This is a genomic window from Thalassospira permensis NBRC 106175, from assembly GCF_000714555.1.
Taxonomy (GTDB): Bacteria; Pseudomonadota; Alphaproteobacteria; order Rhodospirillales; family Thalassospiraceae; genus Thalassospira; species Thalassospira xiamenensis.
Genome location: NZ_AUNC01000001.1, coordinates 340461 through 362914 on the forward strand (window position 1 = coordinate 340461; position 22454 = coordinate 362914).

Consider the following 22454-nt stretch of genomic DNA (forward strand, 5'->3'; position numbering starts at 1 on the left):
GGATCGGTTCTTGAAATGACAATAAAAGAAATTACACCTGTTGTGCTTTGCGGAGGTTCCGGAACGCGCTTATGGCCTTTGTCACGCAAGGGTTTCCCCAAGCAATTCATTCCTGTGTATCATGGTAAATCCCTGCTTCAACTTACGTTCGAACGGTTGTCGTCATTTGGCAATATTTTGGCGTTATCGGGTGAAGAGCACCGTTTCTTTGTCGAAGAAGCTGCTGAAAAATCCAAAGTAAATCTGACGCAAATTCTCGAACCGATCGCAAGGGACACCGCACCTGCGATGGCGCTTGCCGCCTGTCATGCAAGGCAAGAAAATCCCGAAAGCATTTTGCTTTTCTGCCCAGCGGATCACTTTATTCCGGACAATGATCTTTTCCGTAAAATGGTGCTCGAAGCGGCATATTATGCAAAGAGCGGCAATATCGTCACTTTTGGTGTGCGCCCTACGTCACCAAGCACGGCTTACGGATATATCGAAACCGGTGACGAAGTTGGGCCGGGCATATGGAAATCGGCAAAATTTCTTGAAAAACCCGATCACGAAACTGCGATGGCATTTCTGTCTTCGGGAAAGCATCTCTGGAACGCCGGAATATTTCTTGTGCGTGCGGATGTCCTGGCTGATGCGATTGCACGCTTTGAGCCTCAGACCTTTGACGCGTGCAGCGACGCTATAGCGTCGGCACAACTAGATGGTCATTTCCTTCGCCCCGGTGGGCAATTCAAAGACGCGATGGCAAAAAGCATCGACTATGCGGTCATGGAACGTGCCGAAAATGTTCTTGTCGCACCATTCCAGGGCGTCTGGAGCGACGTTGGCAGTTGGAACGCGATGTCAGACCTGGGGACAAAGTTGCAGAACGGAAACTGTGTTCTTGGTGTTGAAGAAAACGTTCGTATGGTCAACTCGGAAAACACGGTTGTTCATGGCACAGACCGTCGCCTGATCGTGACATTGGGGACCAAGGATCTGGTGGTGATTGATACACCAGACGCACTTCTGGTCAGCGCGTCTGCCGAGGTCGAGGCCATCAAAAACGTCGTCAGGGACCTTGCTGCGGAAAATCACGGGCAGGCTCTTGATCATCGGCGGGTTGCGCGTCCGTGGGGCGATTATGACAGCATTGATCACAGTGATCGCTATCAGGTCAAACGCATTACCGTAAAACCCGGTGCCCAGCTTTCTTTGCAACGGCACCACCATCGGGCCGAACACTGGATCGTTGTCAAAGGCAGTGCTTTGGTCACCTGTGATGGCAAAAAATTCCTGCTGGGCGAAAACCAGTCAACCTATATCCCGGTTGGGGCCGTGCACCGCATGGAAAACCCGGGGAAAATCCCGCTGGAACTGATCGAAGTCCAATCTGGTAGCTATCTCGGTGAAGATGACATTGAACGTCTTGACGACGTTTATGGACGTATCCCCGAATAAGTCCTGAGCAACGCCTTTTATCGCACGATTACAGAAGCAAGAAATTGCCTTCTGCCAGCAATTTCTTGCTTCATGCCATGATTAGAACCGATCCTTCCGCCCGCGGATTTCGGCAAAAATCTCGGTGGCGGTTGCACCTTCCATGCCAAGGTCGCTGGCAACCGATGCATGATCGGCGCGCAGGAACGGGTTGGTTGCCAGTTCCTTGTCCATGCGTGATGGAATGGTCGGGATACCGCGTGCGCGCAGATCATCAATTTCCGCGCAGCGCGCCTTAAGCGCCACATTGCCGGTTTCAATCGTTGCGGCAAACCGGGCATTGGACTGGGTATATTCATGCCCGCAATACACCAGCGTCTCGCCCGGAAGGTTGCGAAATTTTTGCAGGGACTGCCACATCTGGGCTGGCGTTCCTTCAAACAACCGCCCGCAACCCAATGCAAACAGACTGTCGCCGGAAAACAGGGCCGATACCGCCGGAAAATAAAACGCAATATGGCCGCTGGTATGGCCCGGCACGTCAAAGACCTGCCCGGAAAGCACACCCATCATCACCTCATCCCCCTCGGCGACCGTCTGATCCATGCCGGGAATGCGCATGGTTTCGGCCTTGGGGCCAATCAGTTTCGCGCCATATCGGGTGATCAGTTCCGCATTGCCGCCGATATGGTCATTGTGATGATGGGTATTGATCACGATATCAAGCGACCAGCCGCGATCTTCAAGCGCGCTTATCACCGGGCCTGCCTCGCCCGGATCGACAATCGCGGTCGTACCTGTTTCGTGGCAGCGCACAAGATAGGTGTAATTATCGGAAAGGCACGGAATGACAAAGACATCGCCTGCGGACATGGCCGACCTCGCGTGTGTGAATGGAATATGCGCCAAGCCTATCAGCTTGCGGCTTCTTAAAACAATCACGCATCGTGCAAGGTTTTTGCGCTTCAATCCAATCAGAAAAGGCTCTAGGCTATTTTCATGCGTCAGGATGTTGTTGATCTTCACCGTTTTTATGCCGGAAGCCTCGGGCAGGCCGCTCGCCGCCTGATCCGTCGCCGCTTGCGCGTGATGTGGTCGGATGTCCGCGGCATGCGCGTGCTGGGTTTTGGTTATGCCACGCCCTATCTGCGCCCCTTCATGGGCGAGGCGGAACGCGTGCTGGCTTTCATGCCCGGCCAGCAGGGCTGCGTGCCGTGGCCCGCGGGCGATCCCAACCATGTCGCCCTTACCGAAGAAACCATGCTGCCGCTGCCCGATAGCTCGGTCGACCGCATCCTGTTGGTGCATCTGGTCGAACATTCCGATTCCATGCGCCGCCTGATGCGCGAATGCTGGCGGGTATTGACCCCCAACGGCCGGATCGTGGTGGTCACACCCAACCGAAGCTCGCTCTGGTCCTGGTCGGAAAATACGCCCTTTGGCTTTGGCCATCCCTATAGCGTGTCACAGCTTCAGAACCTGATGCGCGAAAACATGTTCCTGCCCGTGCAGCACAGCCGCGCCCTTTTCCTGCCCCCGACCCAAAGCCGGTTTCTGCTGCGCTGGTCGCAGGCATTCGAAAATGTCGGATCGCGTCTGTTCAAGGCCTTTGCCGGGGTTTCGATTGTCGAAGCGGGAAAACAGCTTTACGCCAGCACCGGCACCCCGGCGCGTAAACGCAGGCTGGTACATATCCCTGTGACTGTTCCGCCCCTGCGCCCGGCGGACGGCAATCATTCGACTGGCAACCATTCCAGCGGAAATCACGCTGACATTGCGTGCGAAACCGCATTGACCTGTGCCGAACCTCTGCCCGCCAACCCCAAATCCTGATCACAGGCGGCAGTTCCGTGCGACGACGCTTTGCGATGCGCCAACAAATAAGGCCGCCGGTTTCCCGACGGCCTTTGATTTTTGACGATATCGCGAACGCTTAATGTTCGATATCGCGCCAGATTTTGCGTTTCACCGCATAGAGCATCGCGGTCAGAACGATCAGGAACAACAGAACTTTCATGCCCATTGATTTGCGGGCTTCAAGTTCCGGCTGTGCCGTCCAGTTCAGGAACGCAACCACGTCATGCGCGTGCTGTTCCATGGTCATCGGTGTGCCATCGGTGTACTCGACCGCTTCATCATAAAGCGGCGGTGCCATCGAAATCTGATGACCCGGGAAGTAGTGGTTGTAATACTTGCCTTCCGCAAGGTCGAAGCCCTCAGGTGCTTCTTCCTCGTAACCGGTCAGCAGGGCATAAACATAATCCGGACCATGCAGGCGTGCCTTCGTCATCAATGACAGATCGGGCGGAATCGCACCCCCGTTCGACGCAGCGGCAGCTTTGTCGTTCGGGAAAGGTGACGGGAAATAGTCCGACGCAATACCCGGACGGGTGAACATGTCACCATCATCGTTCGGGCCGTCTTCAATATCGTATTCCGCCGCGATGGCCTTGATCTGGTCTTCGTTAAACCCGATGCCTTCCAGGTTACGGAACGCTATGAAACGAAGACTGTGGCAACCGGCACACACGTTTTTGTAAACCTGGAAACCGCGCTGCATCTGCGCCCGGTCATAGGTGCCAAAAAGCCCCTGCCAGCTCCATTCCTGTGCTTCCGGAACCGGAGCGTTGCCCGCGGCCTTTGCCGATGTGCCGGCAAAGGCGCTCAGTGCGAATGCCGCAGCAATGGCGGTCAATGCAAACTTACGCATTTGCGCCTCCCTTGAGTACGGATTCGCTGATGCTGGCCGGAAGCGGTTTGGGCCGTTCCAGTTTACCGACAATCGGCATGACCAGAAGGAAATGCGCGAAGTAGTAAAGCGTTGCCAGCTGGCCAACGGTGATCACTTTAAGCCCTTCGATCCCCAAGAAGTAGTCATCCGGGGCCTTCTTGCCGCAATATCCAAGGATAAAGCAGTCAATGAACAGGATCAGGAAGAACCACTTGTAAACCGGGCGGAACTTCGAACTGCGCACCTTCGAGGTATCAAGCCACGGAATGACGAACAGAACGATGATGGATGCAAACATCGCAAGCACGCCAAGCAGCTTTGCCGGAATACCGAAGATGGTGAAGTCGATGGACCGCAGGATCGCATAGAACGGCAGGAAGTACCATTCCGGCACGATATGCGGCGGGGTCACCAGCGGGTTCGCCGGGATATAGTTATCCGGCTCGCCAAAGAAGTCGGGCGCAAAGAACACGAAGAACAGGAAGAAGATCAGGAACACGCCCATACCGAACAGATCCTTGATCGTATAGTACGGGTGGAACGCGATTGCATCCTGCGGTGTCTTGATTTCAACGCCGGTCGGGTTGTTCGACCGTACGGTGTGCAGGGCCCAGACATGCAGGACCACAAGACCAAGGATCACGAACGGCATCAGGTAATGCAGCGAGAAGAACCGGTTGAGCGTCGGGTTATCAACCGAGAAACCGCCCCAAAGCCATGTCACCAGCGGATCGCCAATGATCGGGAAGGCCGAGAACAGGTTGGTAATAACCGTCGCCCCCCAGAATGACATCTGGCCCCACGGCAGGACATAGCCCATGAACGCGGTTGCCATCATCGCCAGAAGGATCAGGATACCGATCCACCACAGCATTTCACGCGGTGCTTTGTAAGACCCGTAATACAGGCCACGGAAAATATGGATATAGACGCAGATGAAGAACATCGATGCGCCGTTCATGTGGATATAGCGGATCAGCCAGCCATAGTTCACATCACGCATGATGCGCTCGACCGACCAGAACGCCATATCGGCATGCGGGGTGTAATTCATCACCAGGAAAATCCCGGAGAGAATCATCGTCACCAGAACAAAACCGGCCAAAGAACCGAAGTTCCACATATAGGACAGGTTCTTCGGGGTCGGATATTCATAAGCGGAGTGATGCAACATGGAGAAGACCGGAAGACGGTCATCGACCCATTTCACTACCTTGTTATTCCAAACGGGTGCACTCATCTACCTGCTCCTTAGCCGATCTGAACCGACGTGTCGGTGAGGAAGGTGTAGGTCGGCACGACAAGGTTCAGCGGTGCCGGACCTTTGCGGATACGACCGGACGTGTCGTAGTGCGACCCGTGGCACGGACAATACCATCCGTCATAATCACCGCGTGTCTCACCGGTTGCCGTGCCCATCGGAATGCAGCCCAGATGGGTGCAGACACCGACCACGATCAGCCATTCCTTTTTCTGGACACGGGCTTCATCGGATTGCGGATCGACCAGCTCGTTCAAGGAAACCTCTTCGGCTTCATTGATTTCACGTTCGGTACGGTGGCGGATGAATACGGGTTTACCGCGCCACATGACCTTGACGGCCTGACCGACCGGAATATTTGACAGGTTAACTTCGACCGAGGCCAGCGCAAGAACGTCCTTGGACGGGTTCATGCTGTCCACGAACGGCCACAGCGCCATGCCGGTGCCAACAACACCGACTGCCGTGGTCGCCAGGGTCAGAAAATCCCTGCGGTTCTCGTCCGGAGTGTGGTCCCCGGATGATTGCACCGTTTGCGACATAATGTATTCCTCTTTCTGCCCCCAAAACAGGCATGCGGAATGCCCAACTGCACACTTAGGGCAAAGACCTTTAATTTCCATTGATGGAAATCAAACAATGCTTTTGCCCCAAAGCCTTCAGGCCTGAAACCGGGTTCGTATACTAACAAAAAGGGGGTTTGTTAAGGGGAACTTGGAGTTGCAAATTGTTCGCATTCGATTTGCCTATTTGGTTTTGCGGTGCACAATCGAAGCGAACGTAGCGTTTTCTAACAGACTGGCGTATTCACAACCAAGTGGTTATATCCTTGTCTCGTCTTATTCCAAATAAGTCTAATGGCGATATATCGGCGTAATTTTGTAAGGTTTTGCGCCCGGATTTCAGATCGAAAATGTTGCGAGTCTATAAAGCCTTATGAGAATCTGTCTGTTCGAACCCGACATTCCCCAGAACACCGGTACCATCTTGCGCATGGCGGCATGTCTCGGGGTTCCCGTCGACATTATCGAACCCTGCGGTTTTCTTCTGACCTCGGCGGCACTCAAGCGTGCGGGGATGGATTATCTGGGGGCGGCGGATTATACACGCCATGCCGATTGGCGCGGCTTTGTGCAGGCGCGTAAGGATGGAACCGTTCCCGGGCGTCTGGTATTGCTGACGACCAAGGGGGCGGTGCCTTATTGCGATTTTGACTATCGACCCGATGATATTCTGATGCTGGGCTCCGAAAGCAGTGGCGTGCCCGATCAGGTGCATGATTATGTCGATGCCCGCGTCGTTATTCCGCTTAAACCCGGAATGCGGTCGCTTAACGTCGCGATGGCTACGGCAATGACATTGGGCGAAGCCCTGCGCCAAACCAACAGCTTCCCGGAGAAGGCCTGATGACCAGCACCGATAACGATCTGATCGCCCAAAAGATCGAAGAGCACAAGGAAACGGCGCGGAACTGGTTTCGCCAGTTGCGCGATGAAATCTGTGCCAGTTTCGAGGCGCTCGAAGACAGCTATACCGGACCGCTCGCCGATCAACCGGCCGGGCGGTTTGAACGCAAAAGCTGGGAACGTGGCAAAGATCAGAATGGCGAAGATCAGGGCGGCGGTGAAATGTCGGTCATGAAGGGCCGCGTGTTTGAAAAGGTCGGGGTCAATATCTCGACCGTTTATGGCGAATTTTCCGAAAAATTCCGCGCTGAAATCCCCGGTGCGGATAAAAATCCGAATTTCTGGGCGGCGGGCATTTCACTGGTGGCCCATCCCTGTTCACCGCATGTCCCGGCGGTGCATATGAATACCCGCCATATCGTGACCACCAAGGCATGGTTCGGCGGTGGGGCTGACCTGACCCCGGTATTCCCGCAGGATGCCGACACCGCCGATTTTCACGGCGCGCTGAAGGCGGCCTGTGACGCGCATGACGATGATTATTACGACCGGTTCAAAAAATGGTGCGATGAATATTTCTTCCTGCCGCACCGGAACGAACCGCGCGGGGTTGGCGGGATTTTCTATGATTATCTCGATGCTGACTGGGATGCGGATTTTGCCTTCACACAGGATGTGGGCCGCGCCTTTCGCGACATCTATCCCGAACTGGTCAAACGCCATTACAACAAATCCTGGACCGACGATGAACGCCGCGCCCAATTGATCAAGCGCGGACGCTACGTCGAATTCAACCTGCTCCATGATCGCGGCACGCGCTTTGGTCTGATGACCGGCGGCAATACCGAGGCGATCCTGATGTCCCTGCCGCCCGAAGCCAACTGGCCATAAGCCAGAGGGCGGGGGTCTGTCACTGCGATGAAACGGTCGGATGATCCCTATCGATTGTTTCTGCCGTCGCGTTCAATGTGTGCCAGTCCTCGACTTTGGGATGGATGACGCCATTATTCATTAGGCAAAGCCTTATAAAACCATTGTCGCGCAATGTCTTGATACCGCGGTTCAGGGCTTCGATCACCTTGTCGGCATCTTTCAGTTTTCGCGAAACCATGAAATGCTGCGTTTCGGGCAGGGATACCTTTATGCCGGGAATTGGGTAAAGCCATATACCGTCGACTTCCCGGCCCATATCCGGCCGGGATGAAAATTCAAGCAACGTGAAATCGGCACGACCGGCATTGATGATCGAAAACATTTGTTTGACTGTCGCCGCATTGGTCAGGCTTGCCAGTGGCAGACTTTCAAGAACCTGCCAGTCCAGCCGCCAGTTGCGGATGCCCACCGCCCGGAGTGTGTGAATATCTGGCAGGGCGTTATCGGCTTTGCCCTCCATAAATCCGCGCGGTGCATAAAGGCCTTTCTCGATCTCGCCTGCTTTTAAAAGCGGATCAGTTTTAAGGAAATCGGCATTTCCGGAAATGTTGAAGGCCCAGTCTGTTTTGATATCGGCCATCCCCGATGCAATCATTTTCCGGCTGCGCTCGGAATTGGGGGATATGACGGGTTCGACCTCGGACTTGATTCCGCCCGCATGCAGGGCTTCGTGCAGCAGAGTATAATTCATCAGCGAAAGGTTCGATTGATTGCTTTCCCGACATTTTCGGCAATCATCTGATGGGCTGCGAATGCATGCTTCAACACCCTCAATATCCGCCTGCCTTACCGGAAGCCGGATAATCTGGTCCTGCTTCAAGGGCGCCGTACTGGCGCTGGTGGCGAGAAGCATGAACGACGCGGCGATTGTCATCACAGATTGCATGATCCGCATGACGTTCCTCATTCACATTTATTCTTATGTGTTTTCTGTTTTACCGCAGGGAAAAGTAAAAAACTATCCAAAAGTATTAGTTTTAAGGGGCGCTTTTCAATCGGCATGTCAGCGCCTCAGGTTTCGTTGATCAGCCAATCCAGAAGAGCGGCGGTTGTGCCGTGGGCCAACGGGCTTGGCACCAGCCAGTATCCCCGATCATGGCGGGTGATTTCGGGACCTACCTGTATCAGGCTGCCCTGCGCCAGATGATGATCGACAAGCCCGATCCAGCCCAGTGCCAGTCCCTGTTCGGCAAGGGCTGCCTGAATGACAAACCCATATGTGTTCAGGCCCAGATCGCCCTGTTCGGGTTCGCGGGCAACCCCGTGTGCCGCCAGCCACGTCGCCCATGTCAGCCAGCGGGCCTTTTCCGTGGTTTCGAGATGCAGCAACGGCACATTGGCAAATTGTGCCGGATCGTCGAACGGGCCATATCGTTCAAGGAAACCGGGCGCACAGACCGGCACGACGCGTTCGGGGATCAGAAACTTTGCGCTTGGCGGAAAATCGCCTCTGGCGCCGAACACCATCGCCGCATCGGTATCGCGTTCCAGTTCGTCCTCAAGACTTTGCGACGCCACGATATGCACTTCGGCCTTGGGATGCAGGCGACGGAAATCCGCCACGCGCGGCATCAGCCAGAAGGCAGCAAAACCATAATCGGTAAAAATCCGGATCGCCGGATCGCGCGCCTTGCGCAACGTTTCCTGTGCCGCGTCATCGATGCGTTCCACACTTGCCCGCACCGCTCGAAACAGAACCTCGCCCGCTTCGGTTAACCGGCTGCCGCCCTGTGATCGGTGAAAAAGCGACAGGCCAAGCTGCTCCTCCACCCGCCGGATCTGATAGGTCACGGCGGGCTGTGTCAGGCCAAGTTCCTGTGCGGCCCGTGTCAGGCTGCCCAGTCGGCCAACCGCGTCAAAAGTCCGAAGCCATCCAAGGTCAAGATGTCGCTGGGCCATAAAGAATCTTTATAATAGCAATTAAAAAACACCGGCTTTCGCCATGGATCGATTTGTGAATTTAATGGAGCATATCAGATCAGCATCAAAAAGAATAAGCGGAGCTTCGCCAGAATGTCGCACCACTTCCCTGCCATCACGCAGTTCCTTGCGGTGTCGGATCGTTCTGGTTGGTGCTGTCCGTCTTTTTCCGCGTGATACCCGTTAAAAAGCAGTACATTAAATGAAACGCCCGAATATCCTTATCGTGATGGCCGACCAGCTAAACGGAACGCTTTTCCCCGATGGCCCGGCTGAATTCCTCCATACCCCGCATCTTTCCGCCCTTGCGGCCCGGTCTGCGCGGTTTCGCAATTGCTATACCGCATCTCCGCTATGTGCGCCGGGGCGGGCATCCTTCATGGCCGGACAATTGCCCAGTCGCACCCGGATCTATGACAACGCAGCCGAATTCTGTTCCGACATTCCGACCTACGCCCATCATTTGCGCCGCGCGGGATATCACACCTGCCTGTCGGGCAAGATGCATTTTGTCGGCCCCGATCAGTTGCATGGCTTCGAAGAACGTCTGACCACCGATATTTATCCCGCCGATTTCGGTTGGACGCCCGATTATCGCAAGCCGGGCGAGCGCATCGACTGGTGGTATCATAATCTGGGTTCCGTCACCGGGGCCGGCGTGGGCGAGATTTCCAACCAGATGGAATATGATGACGAGGTCGCCTATCACGCCACCCACAAGCTGTATGACCTGGCCCGGGGCAAGGATGACCGCCCATGGTGCCTGACCGTCAGCTTCACCCATCCCCATGATCCTTACGTCGCGCGCAGGAAATTCTGGGACCTTTACGAAGACTGCCCGGCGCTGGAACCCTCCGTTTCGGCGATCCCGTTTGATGAACAGGATGCCCATTCAAAACGCCTGATGGCGGCGTGCGACCATACCGCCTTTGACATTACCGATGACAATATCCGCCGGTCGCGCCGCGCCTATTTCGCCAATATTTCCTATATCGATGACAAGATCGGCGACATCATCGATGTGCTCGAACGCACCCGGCAGGTGGATAACACCATCATTCTGTTCCTGTCCGATCATGGTGATATGCTGGGTGATCGCGGTCTTTGGTTTAAAATGAGCTTCTTCGAAGGTTCGGCACGTGTGCCCTTGATGATGGCGGGGCCGAACATCACACCGGGCTGCTACACCGATCCGGTATCGACCCTTGATGTCACGCCGACCCTTGCCGAACTGGCCGGTATCTCGCTTGACGATGTCATGCCCTGGACCGATGGCATCAGCCTCGTGCCAGGCTTTTCCGGCACCCGGCGCAGCGAACCCGTTCTGATGGAATACGCCGCCGAGGGATCAAACGCCCCGCTGGTCTGCATTCGCGACGGGCGCTGGAAATACGTTCATTGCGAACTCGATCCCGAACAGCTTTTCGATCTTGAAACCGATCCGGACGAATTGCGCAATCTGGCCCCCGATCCGGCATATGCCCGGCAGATTGATGCGTTCCGCAAGCAGCGCGATGCGCGCTGGGACATGGCGGCATTTGACAGTGCGGTTCGTGAAAGTCAGGCCCGGCGCTGGATCGTTTATCAATCGCTTCGCAACGGTGCCTATTTCCCGTGGGATTACCAACCCCTGCAAAAGGCATCCGAACGCTATATGCGCAATCACATGGACCTGAACAAGCTTGAAGAAAGCCAGCGCTTCCCGCGTGGGGAATAGTAGATATCTGCGATATACCAGAACTGCCTTGGGGGATGATCCGGCTTAAGAAGGCGGCTGACCCTGGTCATGGGTTTGACCGCTATAGCCGGTTTGCACCATTGATGGACGTGCGCAGAAATCCTCATACCATTGGTTCAGCCTCGGGCGACCGGTTCTGAAATCGGCCAGTTCGCGAAACGCGATCCAGTCAAGCCCGGTCGCAAGCGCGATTTGACCTCCATTGAGCGGCGCTTTGGGATCAAGTTCGTTTTCCAGATAGTCAAATGCTTCGATCAGCTTGGTTTTCTGTCCCTCGGCCAGCGGCGGATACCGCAGGTTTTCCGGGCGACGATTGGTTTCCCAGCGATAAGCCACACCGGCATCACAGATACCCTGCGCCAATGCCTGCAAACGCAGCACCTGCCAGCGTTCCGTGCCCGCCACCGGGATCAGCTTCCGACTGGTATGCAGGCTATCAAGATACTCGCAGATCACGTCCGAATCAAACAGGGCCATGCCATCTGGCAGGATCAGAACCGGGACCTTGCCCAGCGGATTGGCTCTAAAAACCCGGTCATTGCGATTGGTCGGGCTGGTTTCCTGATGGATGACCTCGATCCGGTCGCCCAATCCGCATTCAAGGGCAAAGACCAGTGCCTTGCGCGCAAATGGGGAATGGGTCTGATACAGCAGGGTATGGTTGCCGTTTTGTATATCATCAGACTTTTGTGAAAATGGCGTCGTCATGATGCGTTTTGTCCCTGGATCAAAAAATAGCCCGGCAAACGGATGCCAGGCTATTTTTCATTAAAAGTGAATAATCGGGCTGATTATTGAATTTTACTACTCGGCGGCAACAGCTTCTTTTTCACCGCGCACCAGCGCCATATAGTCTTCCATCAGCGTCTTGCAGACATGGGCCGGGGTGAAGGTGTAATCGGCGATGGAGGCCACCGGGGTCACTTCGGCTGCCGTCCCGGTGAGGAAGCATTCCTCGAATTCGGCCATTTCTTCGGGCATGATCGCCCGTTCAATCACCTCGAAACCGCGCGCTTTGGCAAGCCCGATCACGGTGCGGCGCGTAATACCATCCAGGAAGCAATCCGGGGTCGGGGTATGGATTTTGCCGTCCTTGACAAAGAACACGTTCGCCCCGGTCGCCTCGGCAATCTGACCACGGTAGTCAAGCATCAGCGCATCGGCAAAACCGTTGCGTTCCGCTTCGTGTTTCGACAGGGTGCAGATCATGTAAAGACCGGCTGCCTTGGCCGAGGTCGGCGCGGTATTCGGGGCTGGACGTGCCCATTTCGAAAGGGCGAGACGAATGCCTTTCAGGCGTTCTTCCGGCTTGAAATAGCTGGGCCATTCCCAAGTCGCAATCGCGACATTGATGCGCGTGGTCTGGGCCGAAACACCCATCATTTCACTGCCGCGCCATGCAATGCGGCGGATATAGCCATCGGTGATATTGTTGGCCGCAAGTGTTTCGATCACCGCATCATCAAGTTCGGCCGCGCTGTAAGGCACTTTCATATCGAGAATTTCACCCGATTTGATCAGACGCTGACCATGTTCGGCAAGTTTGAACACTTTGCCGTTATAAGCCCGTTCCCCTTCGAAGACGGCACTGCCATAATGGACCGCATGGCTCAGCACATGGAGGGTGCTTTCACGCCAGGGTTTAAGTTCGCCATTATACCAGATAAAACCATCACGGTTGTCGAAGGTCGGAGTGATCATTTGCCAGATTCCAATTCAAAAGGGCACTTGGACGTAACTTTATGTCCTTAATTGTCTGGCCGGAGTAACATTCATCGATTAATATGTCAACATAACTGACATAACGGAAAAGCATGGCTGATATCTCAACACGCAAGGTAAACCCGCTTTTTTTGCGGGAAGAAGAGCTTAGGCAAGGTATTGAACTGCTGTTCTATGCCTATCGCGATTTCACGGCAGTGGCAGATCAGATACTTGAGCAATATAATTTCGGTCGCGCCCATCACCGGGTCATTTATTTCGTCAGCCGCAACCCCGGCATTACGGTAAGCGAGCTTCTGTCGATTCTCAAAATCACCAAGCAGTCCCTATCGCGTGTTCTGGGCCAACTGGTGCGCGAAGGCTTCATCGATCAGAAAACCGGTGTGCAGGATCGTCGCCAGCGGCTTTTGACCCTGACGGAAAAGGGCGAAGCGCTGGAACGTGAACTGACCGAAAATCAGCGCAGCCTGATCGCGGCCGCCTATCGCGAAGCCGGGGCCGAGGCGGTTGAAGGTTTTCGCAAGGTGATGCTGGGCATGCTCGAAGAACCCGACCGGGCCCGTTTCACCGATGACAGCCCTCCCGGTATGCGCCGCCGGGCGAGTTAGCGATGTTTCGTTAAAATTTTTTATCGCGACAATCACCGGATCAGGATGCTGACCTGATCCGGTGTCTTTTGGACAGATACAATTTTGAAACTTTTTTTTGCCTAACTCGCATAGGATAAAGCGTTTCAGATGTTCAGGTTTCAGGAGAGCCGTGTATGAGCCGTCACGATCAGCCGCACATTCTTGTGGTCGATGACGATGACCGTCTGCGTGATTTGCTGACCCGTTATCTGGGCGAAAACGGATTTGTGGTTTCGGCCGCGCGAAATGCTGCCGAAGCGCGGTCCAGCCTTGCCGGCATGCAGTTTGATCTTCTGGTGCTGGATGTTCTGATGCCCGGTGAGAAGGGGGTTGATCTTGCGCGTAGCTTACGCGGCGAGGGGACGAAGGTGCCGATCCTTCTGCTGACAGCACTTTCGGAAACCGAAGACCGCATTTCCGGGCTTGAGGCGGGGGCGGATGATTACCTTGCCAAACCGTTCGAGCCCCGTGAGCTTGTCCTTCGGATCGAAGCCATTTTACGTCGCTATGCCCAAGTACCAGCGCCGTTAGATGAGAACGCGCGCGATGACAAATACACCATGGCGCAGTTTGGCAACTTCACCTTTGACCTCAGTCGGATGACGTTGCAGCGCGGATCGGAGCATATCTATCTGACAAGTGCCGAGCAGGCGCTTCTGGCCGCTCTTGTGCGCAGGCGCGGTGAAACAACAACGCGTGAAGACCTTCACCAGATGATGGGCGGAAATGCCGTTGATCCCGGCGCATCGCGCAGCATTGATGTGCAGGTGACGCGCCTTCGGCGCAAGTTCGAGGAAGACCCGAAACAACCAAGATACTTGCAGACGGTACGCGGACGGGGCTATGTCCTGTATGTTGATTAACACAGATTGGCCGAACCGCCGACTGGCCAGTGACGGATAGGGATTAAGGGTTTTGGGCAGCGAAAACGCAGGATGGATCAAGTCATTTATGCCGAAAGGTCTTTTGGGCCGGTCGCTTCTGATCCTGATGACGCCGATGCTGCTGTTGCAGATCGTCACCGTGCTGATCTTTTTCGAACGGCATTGGGATACTGTCGCGCGCCAGCTGAGCCGCGGCCTTGCCGGTGATATCGTTTTCGTCATCGATTATCTTGGCGAATATACCGATGCAGATCATTTCGAATGGCTGCAGCATTCAGCGCGATCAAACCTGCAGCTCGATATTCTGTTTGAGCCCGACGAAATCCTTGAACGGCAGATTACCCAACCGCCTTTCGGGCTGGTGTCGCAGGAACTGTTCAATGCGCTGAATGAACGTTTGCAGCGTCCATTCTTCTTTGATCTTGATGTTGATGACCGCAAGCTTGAAATCCGGGTCCAGTTGAAGGACGGGGTTCTTTCGGTGGTTGCGCCGCGAAAGCGTCTGTATTCCTCGACGACTTATATCTTCTTTATGTGGATCGCGGGTTCCGCTCTGATCCTGTATGGCGTTGCCGTGATGTTCATGCGCAACCAGGTCCGCCCGATCCGTCGTCTTGCCAAGGCCGCCGATCAGTTTGGTCGCGGTGTGGAAGTTGACACCTTCAAACCCGAAGGTGCGGCCGAGGTGCGATTGGCTGCATCTTCCTTCATTTCGATGCGTGATCGTATTGTACGTCATCTGTCACAACGGACCGCCTTGCTGGCCGGGGTGTCGCATGATTTGCGCACGCCGCTGACGCGCATGAAGCTGGAACTGGCGATGCAGGGTTCGTTGCCCGGTGTCGACGCGCTTAAGCAGGATGTTGTCGACATGGAACGTATGGTCGATGCCTATCTTGCGTTTGCACGCGGCGAAGAAGGCGAAAAGGCCGTGCCAACTGATATTGGCAAGCTGATTACCGATCAGGTTGGGGAAGCACTGCGCGATGGTCAGCAGATTGATCTGCATATCGCCGATAGTCTGGAAATGGAACTGCGTCCGCAATCCGTGCGGCGTTGCCTTGCCAATATCATGTCCAATGCCGGGCGCTATGCCAATAACCTGTCGGTTCGCGCGGGACGTCGCGGGCAGGATTATGAAATTGTCTTTGACGATGATGGTCCGGGTATTCCGGTTGACAAGCGCGAAGACGTTTTCAAGCCGTTCTATCGTCTTGAGGAATCGCGTAATCAGGCGACGGGTGGTGTCGGTCTTGGCATGACAATTGCGCGTGATTCAGCGCGTGGCCATGGCGGTGATGTCTACCTTGAAGATGCGCCGGGCGGCGGGCTTCGCGTCCGTCTTGTCCTGCCGATCGGGCATTAAGCGTCTTTGGAATGTTAAATAGAAAACCCCAAGCCCCGCCGTGCTGCGGGGCTTCTTGTTTTGGGGTTGATGTGTTTCAGAAGAAAGTCGCGATTTCCGAAAGGTCTTTTTTCTCCGTCGCATGTTTCGGGATCGTCGCATCCGCTGCCGGATATCCGGTGACCAGAAGGATATAGGGCTTGTTGTGGTCCGGGCGTTGGCAGATTTCGGTCAGGAAGCTCATCGGGTTTGGCGTATGTGTCAGTGTCGCAAGCCTCGCACGATGCAGGGCGGCAATCAGAAAGCTGGTCGCGATGGAAACGGATTCCGGCACGTAATAGTTTTTGCGCAACTTCCCGTCGGCCGACACACTTTTACGTTCGCCGAAAATGCAAATCAGCCATGGTGCGATTTCCAGAAACGGTTTGCTGTCATCTGTGCCCAAGGGGCGAAGAGCTTCGATCCATTCTTCGCCAGCGCGGCCGGCATAAAATGCGCGTTCTTCTTCCTCGGCAGCGGTGCGGATTTTCTTTTTCATCGCCGGATCGCCGATAACCGAAAAATGCCATGGCTGATGATTGGCCCCGTTGGGGGCCGTACCCGCCGCACGAATGCATGTTTCGATGATGTCGCGTGGCACCGGCCGATCCGAAAATTCGCGTACCGTGTGGCGTGTACGTATTTCATCATAAAATGCCTGCGCACCAAGGCGCATCTCGTCAAGCGGTCGTTCCTGATAATCGGGCAACGGGATCGGCAAAAATTCGGTGGTCGGGGTGGGGCGGGTTGTCATGGTGCTCTCTAATATTTGTTTGTTTAAATTGTCAGACAATTCTAATCGAGGGAATTCAGGGATGCAAGTCTCATGTCCAGCGCCGATGAGGGAGCTGATGAAGGACCCACGATAGACTGGCAATCTGGTTCGGAGATGTATGGTGAGGTGGGGTTCTATGCGGTCGTACATCCGGCAAGGGACCGGGTTGGCAGGGGGAATAGCCGTCAGTCTGCCGGGCTTTCGGCGAAATGATTGTCGGGCAGCGATTGCACCAATTGGCGCGAATGATCGACATGATCAATCATGATGGCCTCGGCTTTGGCGGCATCCCCGCTGCGAACTGCGTCAACAATGTCACGATGCCGGGTATTGGTTTGCAGGACCTTGTCATCAGCGACCAGAACGCGGAATTGCAGCCAATAAACACTGTTGGAAATCCGTCGCAACTGTTCACATAAAAGCGCGTTGCCGGTGACATCGGCAAACAGCATATGGAAGGCAAGGTTGTGGCGCGACATGGCAGCAAGGTCGTTGCGGGTTTCGGCAGTGTCCAGCTCGGCCTGGATGGCAAGCAATTTCGACGCATCGTTTTGAAGTGTTGGGGTTGCCAGCCGCACGGCAAGGCCTTCAAGCGCACCCCGCACGACAAACAGATCATCGACTTCGCGTCGTGTCATGTGGCGCACGCTGACCCCGCGATAGGGTTGGCTGTGCAGTAGCCCGTCTGCGGTCAATTGACGAAAGGCTTCGCGAACGGATGGACGGCTGACGCCAAGGCGTTTGGCAAAATCGATTTCCGTCAGACGTTGACCCGGTACCAAGCGCCCGTCGCGCACTGCATTGGTGATGGCATCTGAAACCTGCTGAACGGTCAGACTATCGTTGGGTAATGCGGCGGTTTCTGTCATTTTTCACCGGATTGCGATGGATCATTGCCGTGCGGCGCATCGTAGCCTATCTATGGGGCAGTTCGCGTTTGCGATATAGACCTGATGCGATTATCGTGCACTATTGTCAGACAATATTCTACACTTAATTTGTATATTTCTGTGTTATCTTACATAAAAATACACAAATGATGAATGTTTTCTTGCGATATACGTTTGATTGATGTTAAATCGCGTCAACTTGGCATGGATATGGTGCTGGGAAAGTGTGTCCGTCGTTCCCGCCACGGTCCAGTAGAAAGCTTTAGACGAAACGGATTGATGCAGCGTTATGGCCAGCAATTTAAACGAAGAAACAGTCACTTACGTCCATCACTGGACTGACACCCTCTTCACATTCAAAACCACCCGTGATCCGGGGTTCCGGTTCATCAACGGTCAGTTTGCCATGATTGGACTCGAAGTCGAAGGCAAGCCGCTTTTGCGCGCTTATTCGATGGTGAGTGCCAATTATGACGAAGAGCTTGAATTCTTTTCGATCAAAGTGCCAAACGGTCCGCTGACATCACGTTTGCAGCATATCAAGGTCGGTGACAAGATCCTGGTAGGGCGCAAGCCGACCGGCACCCTGATCCATGACAATCTGCTGCCGGGCAAAAACCTCTGGCTGCTGTCGACCGGCACCGGTCTGGCCCCGTTCATGAGCGTTATTCGCGACTATGAAACCTACGAGCGCTACGACAAGGTCATTCTTGTTCATGGCTGCCGCGAGGTTCGCGAACTGGCCTATCAGGAATTCATCCATAGTGAACTGCCCAACAATGAATTCTTTGGCGAGGAAGTGACCAAAAAGCTTCTGTACTATCCGACCGTCACCCGCGAGGAATTCAAACATCAGGGCCGCATCACCGACCTGATGACGTCTGGCAAACTTTACGATGATCTTGGCCTGCCCAAGCCGACCCTTGAAGATGATCGCTTCATGCTGTGCGGCAACCCTGAAATGATTGCTGAAACCCGCCAGATGCTGATCGATTGGGGCGGCAAGGAAGGCAATATGAACGAGCCGGGTCATTTCGTGATCGAGAAGGCATTCGTCGAGAAGTAATACCTTTTTAACGGAAGAAACTGACCGTTCAAAGGTGCCCTTTCGGGGGCACTTTTTTTGTGCGTGATACATAAGTGACTGATTAAATTGCGGTAAAATCAAGGTCACCTTTATATTTTAACACTCCCTATATGGGGATATGGGAGGCTATACACCTGTATTATCTTTCTGGCAGTTCCAAGCCAGATCGCGGAAACAACACTGACGCTCTGGCACCCTGATTTTCAAGAGGTGTATGATGTCTATGTTAAGCTTCCTTTCGTCAAAAAAGAGCGGTCTGGCTTCCGAAACTATTGTTGCGCTTGATAAATCAATGGCTGTGATCGAGTTTGAAATTGATGGCACTATCATTCGCGCCAACGAAAACTTTCTTGATTTCATGGGCTATAGCGCGTCCGAAGTTGTCGGAAAGCACCATCGCATGTTCGTGCCAGAAGAGATACGTTCGGCACCTGCATACGGTCAGTTCTGGAAGGATCTGGCGGCTGGTGAGTTCAAACGCGAAGCTTTCCCACGTATTACCAAAAGTGGCCGAAAGGTGTGGATCGAAGCATCCTACAACCCGGTTCTTGACCGGCATGGCAAGGTGCTTAAGATTGTCAAATTCGCGTCCGACATTACCGAACGACAAGAAAAGCTTGCTGAACTGGAAGGCAAGGTCAATGCGATTGCCCGCAGTCAGGCGGTCATTGAGTTCGATTTGCACGGGAATATCCAGGATGCGAACGAAAACTTTCTGTCGGTAATGGGATATGAAATGTCCGAAATCGCTGGCAAGCATCACAAGATGTTCGTCGAGCCGGAATACGCGAGTAGTCGGGAATATGACGATTTCTGGAAAAGCTTGCGGGCGGGTAACTTTGTCTCCCAGCAATTCAAACGTTTGGCCAAAGGCGGTCAGATTATCTGGATCGAGGCGTCCTATAACCCGATTTTTGACGCCAACGGGGTTCCATACAAGGTGGTCAAGTTTGCAACAGATGTGACCGAACAGGTCAATCTTCTGATTGATCTGAAGGCGATGATTGATAACAACTTTTCAGCCATTGATCAGAGCCTTCACCAATTGGATGAGAAGTCGATCTTTGCAGCGACGGTTTCCAATCAAACATCGGCAAATGTTCAGGCAGTTGCTGCGGGTTCCGAAGAATTGGCGGCATCAATCGCGGAAATTTCACGCAGCATGTCCGAAGCCAGAGCATCCACCGATCAGGTTTTCGAGAAAACGGTTCTGGCTGGTCAATCAACCGATAAAATGAACGAAGTTGTCGCGGCGATGGGTAATATCGTCGAGGTGATCCAGAATATCGCCAGCCAGATCAATCTGCTTGCGCTCAATGCGACCATCGAATCGGCCCGTGCCGGTGAAGCCGGAAAAGGGTTTGCGGTTGTGGCAACCGAGGTCAAGAACCTTGCCAATCAGGCGGCACGCGCCACCGAACAGATTTCTGGCGAGATTGGCGGAATTCAAACCATTGCAAGTGAAGTTGTCGCGGTGCTTGGGTCTATCCGCAGTGACGTTGAAACCGTTCTGAACAACGTCACGACAATTTCTTCGGCAGTGGAAGAACAGAGTGCCGTGACCCAGGAGGTTTCGGGGAATATGCAAAATATGGCAACGTCGGTCGAAAGTTTCGCCGCCACAATCGAAGAGATCAAATCATCTGCGATCAGTGTTGCCGGAACAGTCGGCCGTACCCGCGAAGCCGCGATGGTACTGGCGCGCTAAGAAAATACGAATACGGAGTGCTGAAAAGGGCGTGGCCAGATGATGGCCACGTCCTTTTTGTTTGTGCCGGATTGACGGTTAGGAAAGCATCCTAGAACAGGCGTCCGCCATTGGGGATGTTGCGTTCCGGTGCGATCAGGACGATGCCCTTGTCGTCCTCGCCATCGGGGAAGCCGAGGCAGAGGAATTCGGACATGAAAGGACCAACCTGTTTTTTGGGGAAATTGACCACACCGGCGACCTGGCGGCCGATCAGGCTTTCGGGCGTGTAATATTTGGTGATCTGGGCTGATGTTTTGCGGGTGCCGATTTCAGGGCCGAAATCCACCCAGAGCTTTAAAGCCGGGCGGCGGGCTTCGGGGAATTCCTGTGCATCGACAACCGTGCCAACGCGGATATCCACCTTCAGGAAATCTTCAAAACTGATCTCGCTCATAAATCTTTCTCCGTTGAATTTGAGCCAGATTAGCGGGGGCACGGTTTGCCGTTAAGGGTTTATCGATGCGTTTGACCAGATCAGGAGTTTGGGCAAAAGCACAAATAAAAACGGCAGAGCCAGAAGGCTCTGCCGGAAAGTTGATAACGGGAAGTTATCAGCTAGATTATTTCGCAGTGGCGGTCTTTTCGATCGCGGACTTGAATTCGTCCAGGGATTCGGTAAAGCGGCTCTGCAGAAGAGCAAGAGCTTCTTCCTGCGACTTGCTTACCAGACCAGACAGTTCCTTGGCATTGGCGAGGGCTTCTTCGTAAGCGGCTTTCGCAGCTTCGGTCTGCTTTGCAGCAGCGGCCATCGGGTTGTCAGCAGGAGTAGCAGCGAAATCTTTGCCCTGGGTCTGAACTTTATCCAGCAGCGTTTTGAAAATTTCGCTCTGACGCTGAGCAACAGCCTGGAAACCATCGAAGGCAACCTTGTTGGCTTTGGTCAGGGCTTCAACGTTTTTACGCTGAAACGCCATCATCTCGTTCACGTCGACACCCGGCATTTTGAAATCCGCAGTGTATTTGGTGAAGTCGAGATCGAAGAACGGGTTGGTAGCCTTTTTAGCGGCAGTCATGGTGTGCGCTCCATCAGCAATTTGCAACAGATGTGGAATGAGGCGCTATTGTGCGCCGCACAAATTCAACTGCAATATGAAGGAATGAACCGTTTTCGTCAAGGTTTATTTTGCAGTGCACAAAAACTTCATGGTTTGGTTTTTGTTTGATGAAATAACCTTGGGTTATGCTGTGGCTGCCCTGTTTCAGATCAGATACTTAGGATGCCGTGCTGTTATTTTCAGTCGTCGGCGACGTCTGTTCTGTGTGATTGGTTCGGCGACATTTTTGGGCAAACCGGTCACATTTTTTCTGAATTTTTCCGCAAGCCCGGCTTAGGCGGGAAATACCGGTGCCGATCCGTTTATCCCATTCGCTGCCGCGCGATAGTGCGCGGTCAAGGGCGGCCATTGTCGGACCGAAGTCGGCGGTTTCATCCTCAAGCCATTGTCTGAAGCACCGGGCATAAATCGTGCCCATCCCGGCCACACGCAGGCTGCCATGCAGGCCGCCGGTGGTGAAGCCGCTGGCATCAAGCATCCAGCGCATCGAACCGAAATGGGTTTTGATCGCGCGCAGCGTATCAGTCGGGCCAAGGTCGCCGCCACTGGCGATGATCGATCGAAGGGCGGGGCGATAGGGCATCAGTGCATCGAACCGCGCCATCATCACGGCGATCAGGCGATCATGCCCCGGTTCATCGAAATCGGCGGGATCAAGATCGGCAAGAACAATCCGGTCAATCCGGCGCACGAATTGGCGCAGGATATCGGCCTTGCTTCTGAAGTGATCAAAAGCCACACCAATGTCGACATTTGCGGCCTGCGCAATATCGATCATGGTGACGTCATGCCAGCGCCCTGATGCGGCCAGTTCCATGGCTGCATCGATCAGTGTGGTTTGCGGATCTTTCTTTGCCGGCATGATCGTCT

The 22454-nt window shown here is 54.2% G+C and carries 23 protein-coding genes; 10 read left to right on the forward strand and 13 right to left on the reverse strand.

What is annotated here, in order from left to right; genetic code table 11:
- Positions 1-15 precede the first annotated feature (15 nt).
- The gene (locus SMB34_RS01465; protein ID WP_037987331.1) at positions 16-1440 is read left to right on the forward strand and encodes a mannose-1-phosphate guanylyltransferase/mannose-6-phosphate isomerase; all 1425 of its coding nucleotides are present in this window, start codon (positions 16-18) and stop codon (positions 1438-1440) included.
- An 81-nt stretch (positions 1441-1521) separates the two neighbouring features.
- On the opposite strand, the gene gloB is transcribed toward SMB34_RS01465, so the two are convergent.
- Positions 1522-2292, reverse strand: coding sequence for a hydroxyacylglutathione hydrolase (gene gloB / locus SMB34_RS01470; protein WP_037987332.1), 771 nt, complete (start codon positions 2290-2292; stop codon positions 1522-1524).
- A 126-nt stretch (positions 2293-2418) separates the two neighbouring features.
- On the opposite strand from gloB, the gene SMB34_RS01475 reads away from it, so the two are divergent.
- Positions 2419-3252 (forward strand): methyltransferase domain-containing protein, encoded by an 834-nt coding sequence (locus SMB34_RS01475; protein ID WP_037987334.1) that lies wholly within the window; start codon positions 2419-2421, stop codon positions 3250-3252.
- 100 nt (positions 3253-3352) lie between these two features.
- Here SMB34_RS01475 and SMB34_RS01480 read toward each other — a convergent pair whose 3' ends face one another.
- From SMB34_RS01480 to petA, 3 genes are read right to left on the reverse strand one after another with little or no spacing between them, the layout of a single operon-like run.
- A complete protein-coding gene (locus tag SMB34_RS01480; protein WP_007090113.1) occupies positions 3353-4129 on the reverse strand; it encodes a cytochrome c1 in 777 nt (258 codons plus the stop codon).
- Positions 4122-5390 (reverse strand): cytochrome b, encoded by a 1269-nt coding sequence (locus SMB34_RS01485; RefSeq protein WP_007090112.1) that lies wholly within the window; start codon positions 5388-5390, stop codon positions 4122-4124. Before SMB34_RS01485 ends, SMB34_RS01480 begins: the two co-directional genes overlap by 8 nt.
- Positions 5391-5401: 11 nt before the next feature.
- Entirely contained in the window at positions 5402-5953 is a 552-nt protein-coding gene (gene petA / locus SMB34_RS01490; protein ID WP_007090111.1) for a ubiquinol-cytochrome c reductase iron-sulfur subunit, read from the reverse strand.
- Between the two features lie 394 nt (positions 5954-6347).
- Between petA and SMB34_RS01495 the strand changes: the two genes are divergently transcribed.
- Together SMB34_RS01495 and hemF are read left to right on the forward strand one after the other, a co-directional pair.
- Positions 6348-6818, forward strand: a complete 471-nt coding sequence (locus SMB34_RS01495) for a tRNA (cytidine(34)-2'-O)-methyltransferase (protein ID WP_037987335.1) — start codon at positions 6348-6350, stop codon at positions 6816-6818.
- On the forward strand, positions 6818-7708 hold the full coding sequence (gene hemF / locus SMB34_RS01500) for an oxygen-dependent coproporphyrinogen oxidase (protein ID WP_051682062.1): 891 nt from the start codon (positions 6818-6820) through the stop codon (positions 7706-7708). The genes SMB34_RS01495 and hemF overlap by 1 nt, the downstream gene beginning before the upstream one ends.
- Positions 7709-7727: 19 nt before the next feature.
- On the opposite strand, the gene SMB34_RS01505 is transcribed toward hemF, so the two are convergent.
- On the reverse strand, positions 7728-8645 hold the full coding sequence (locus tag SMB34_RS01505) for a hypothetical protein (protein ID WP_037987336.1): 918 nt from the start codon (positions 8643-8645) through the stop codon (positions 7728-7730).
- A gap of 116 nt (positions 8646-8761) precedes the next feature.
- Entirely contained in the window at positions 8762-9649 is an 888-nt protein-coding gene (locus SMB34_RS01510; RefSeq protein ID WP_037987337.1) for a choline sulfate utilization transcriptional regulator, read from the reverse strand.
- 223 nt (positions 9650-9872) lie between these two features.
- Between SMB34_RS01510 and betC the strand changes: the two genes are divergently transcribed.
- On the forward strand, positions 9873-11387 hold the full coding sequence (gene betC, locus SMB34_RS01515; protein WP_037987338.1) for a choline-sulfatase: 1515 nt from the start codon (positions 9873-9875) through the stop codon (positions 11385-11387).
- 45 nt (positions 11388-11432) lie between these two features.
- On the opposite strand, the gene SMB34_RS01520 is transcribed toward betC, so the two are convergent.
- Both SMB34_RS01520 and SMB34_RS01525 read right to left on the reverse strand, forming a co-directional pair.
- Positions 11433-12116 carry a glutathione S-transferase family protein gene (locus tag SMB34_RS01520; RefSeq protein ID WP_051682063.1) on the reverse strand — a complete coding sequence of 228 codons (684 nt, stop codon included), beginning with the start codon at positions 12114-12116 and terminating at the stop codon, positions 11433-11435.
- Between the two features lie 96 nt (positions 12117-12212).
- Positions 12213-13109 carry a branched-chain amino acid aminotransferase gene (locus SMB34_RS01525; RefSeq protein WP_007090104.1) on the reverse strand — a complete coding sequence of 299 codons (897 nt, stop codon included), beginning with the start codon at positions 13107-13109 and terminating at the stop codon, positions 12213-12215.
- Positions 13110-13222: 113 nt separating this feature from the next.
- Here SMB34_RS01525 and SMB34_RS01530 point away from each other — a divergent pair, with 113 nt between their 5' ends.
- The 3 genes from SMB34_RS01530 (at position 13223) to SMB34_RS01540 (ending at position 16009) form a co-directional block, all read left to right on the forward strand.
- The gene (locus tag SMB34_RS01530) at positions 13223-13738 is read left to right on the forward strand and encodes a MarR family winged helix-turn-helix transcriptional regulator (RefSeq protein ID WP_007090103.1); all 516 of its coding nucleotides are present in this window, start codon (positions 13223-13225) and stop codon (positions 13736-13738) included.
- 155 nt (positions 13739-13893) lie between these two features.
- Positions 13894-14622, forward strand: coding sequence for a response regulator (locus SMB34_RS01535; protein ID WP_037987339.1), 729 nt, complete (start codon positions 13894-13896; stop codon positions 14620-14622).
- A gap of 88 nt (positions 14623-14710) precedes the next feature.
- Positions 14711-16009: an ATP-binding protein gene (locus SMB34_RS01540; protein WP_037987340.1), complete on the forward strand. Its 1299-nt coding sequence runs from the start codon at positions 14711-14713 to the stop codon at positions 16007-16009.
- A 76-nt stretch (positions 16010-16085) separates the two neighbouring features.
- Here SMB34_RS01540 and SMB34_RS01545 read toward each other — a convergent pair whose 3' ends face one another.
- Complete coding sequence (locus SMB34_RS01545) at positions 16086-16781, reverse strand: nitroreductase family protein (RefSeq protein WP_037987342.1); 696 nt, start codon at positions 16779-16781, stop codon at positions 16086-16088.
- Positions 16782-16987: 206 nt separating this feature from the next.
- A complete protein-coding gene (locus tag SMB34_RS01550; protein WP_037987343.1) occupies positions 16988-17671 on the reverse strand; it encodes a GntR family transcriptional regulator in 684 nt (227 codons plus the stop codon).
- Positions 17672-17981: 310 nt separating this feature from the next.
- Here SMB34_RS01550 and SMB34_RS01555 point away from each other — a divergent pair, with 310 nt between their 5' ends.
- Together SMB34_RS01555 and SMB34_RS01560 are read left to right on the forward strand one after the other, a co-directional pair.
- Positions 17982-18758 (forward strand): ferredoxin--NADP reductase, encoded by a 777-nt coding sequence (locus SMB34_RS01555; RefSeq protein ID WP_007090098.1) that lies wholly within the window; start codon positions 17982-17984, stop codon positions 18756-18758.
- Between the two features lie 238 nt (positions 18759-18996).
- Complete coding sequence (locus tag SMB34_RS01560) at positions 18997-20487, forward strand: methyl-accepting chemotaxis protein (RefSeq protein ID WP_037987492.1); 1491 nt, start codon at positions 18997-18999, stop codon at positions 20485-20487.
- 91 nt (positions 20488-20578) lie between these two features.
- Here the strand turns inward: SMB34_RS01560 and SMB34_RS01565 are convergent, their stop codons facing one another.
- The 3 genes from SMB34_RS01565 to SMB34_RS01575 form a co-directional block, all read right to left on the reverse strand.
- Positions 20579-20923, reverse strand: coding sequence for a tRNA-binding protein (locus SMB34_RS01565; protein WP_037987344.1), 345 nt, complete (start codon positions 20921-20923; stop codon positions 20579-20581).
- Positions 20924-21089: 166 nt separating this feature from the next.
- Positions 21090-21542, reverse strand: a complete 453-nt coding sequence (locus SMB34_RS01570) for a phasin family protein (protein WP_007090095.1) — start codon at positions 21540-21542, stop codon at positions 21090-21092.
- Positions 21543-21741: 199 nt separating this feature from the next.
- Positions 21742-22446 (reverse strand): TetR/AcrR family transcriptional regulator, encoded by a 705-nt coding sequence (locus tag SMB34_RS01575; protein WP_037987345.1) that lies wholly within the window; start codon positions 22444-22446, stop codon positions 21742-21744.
- Positions 22447-22454: the final 8 nt, after the last annotated feature.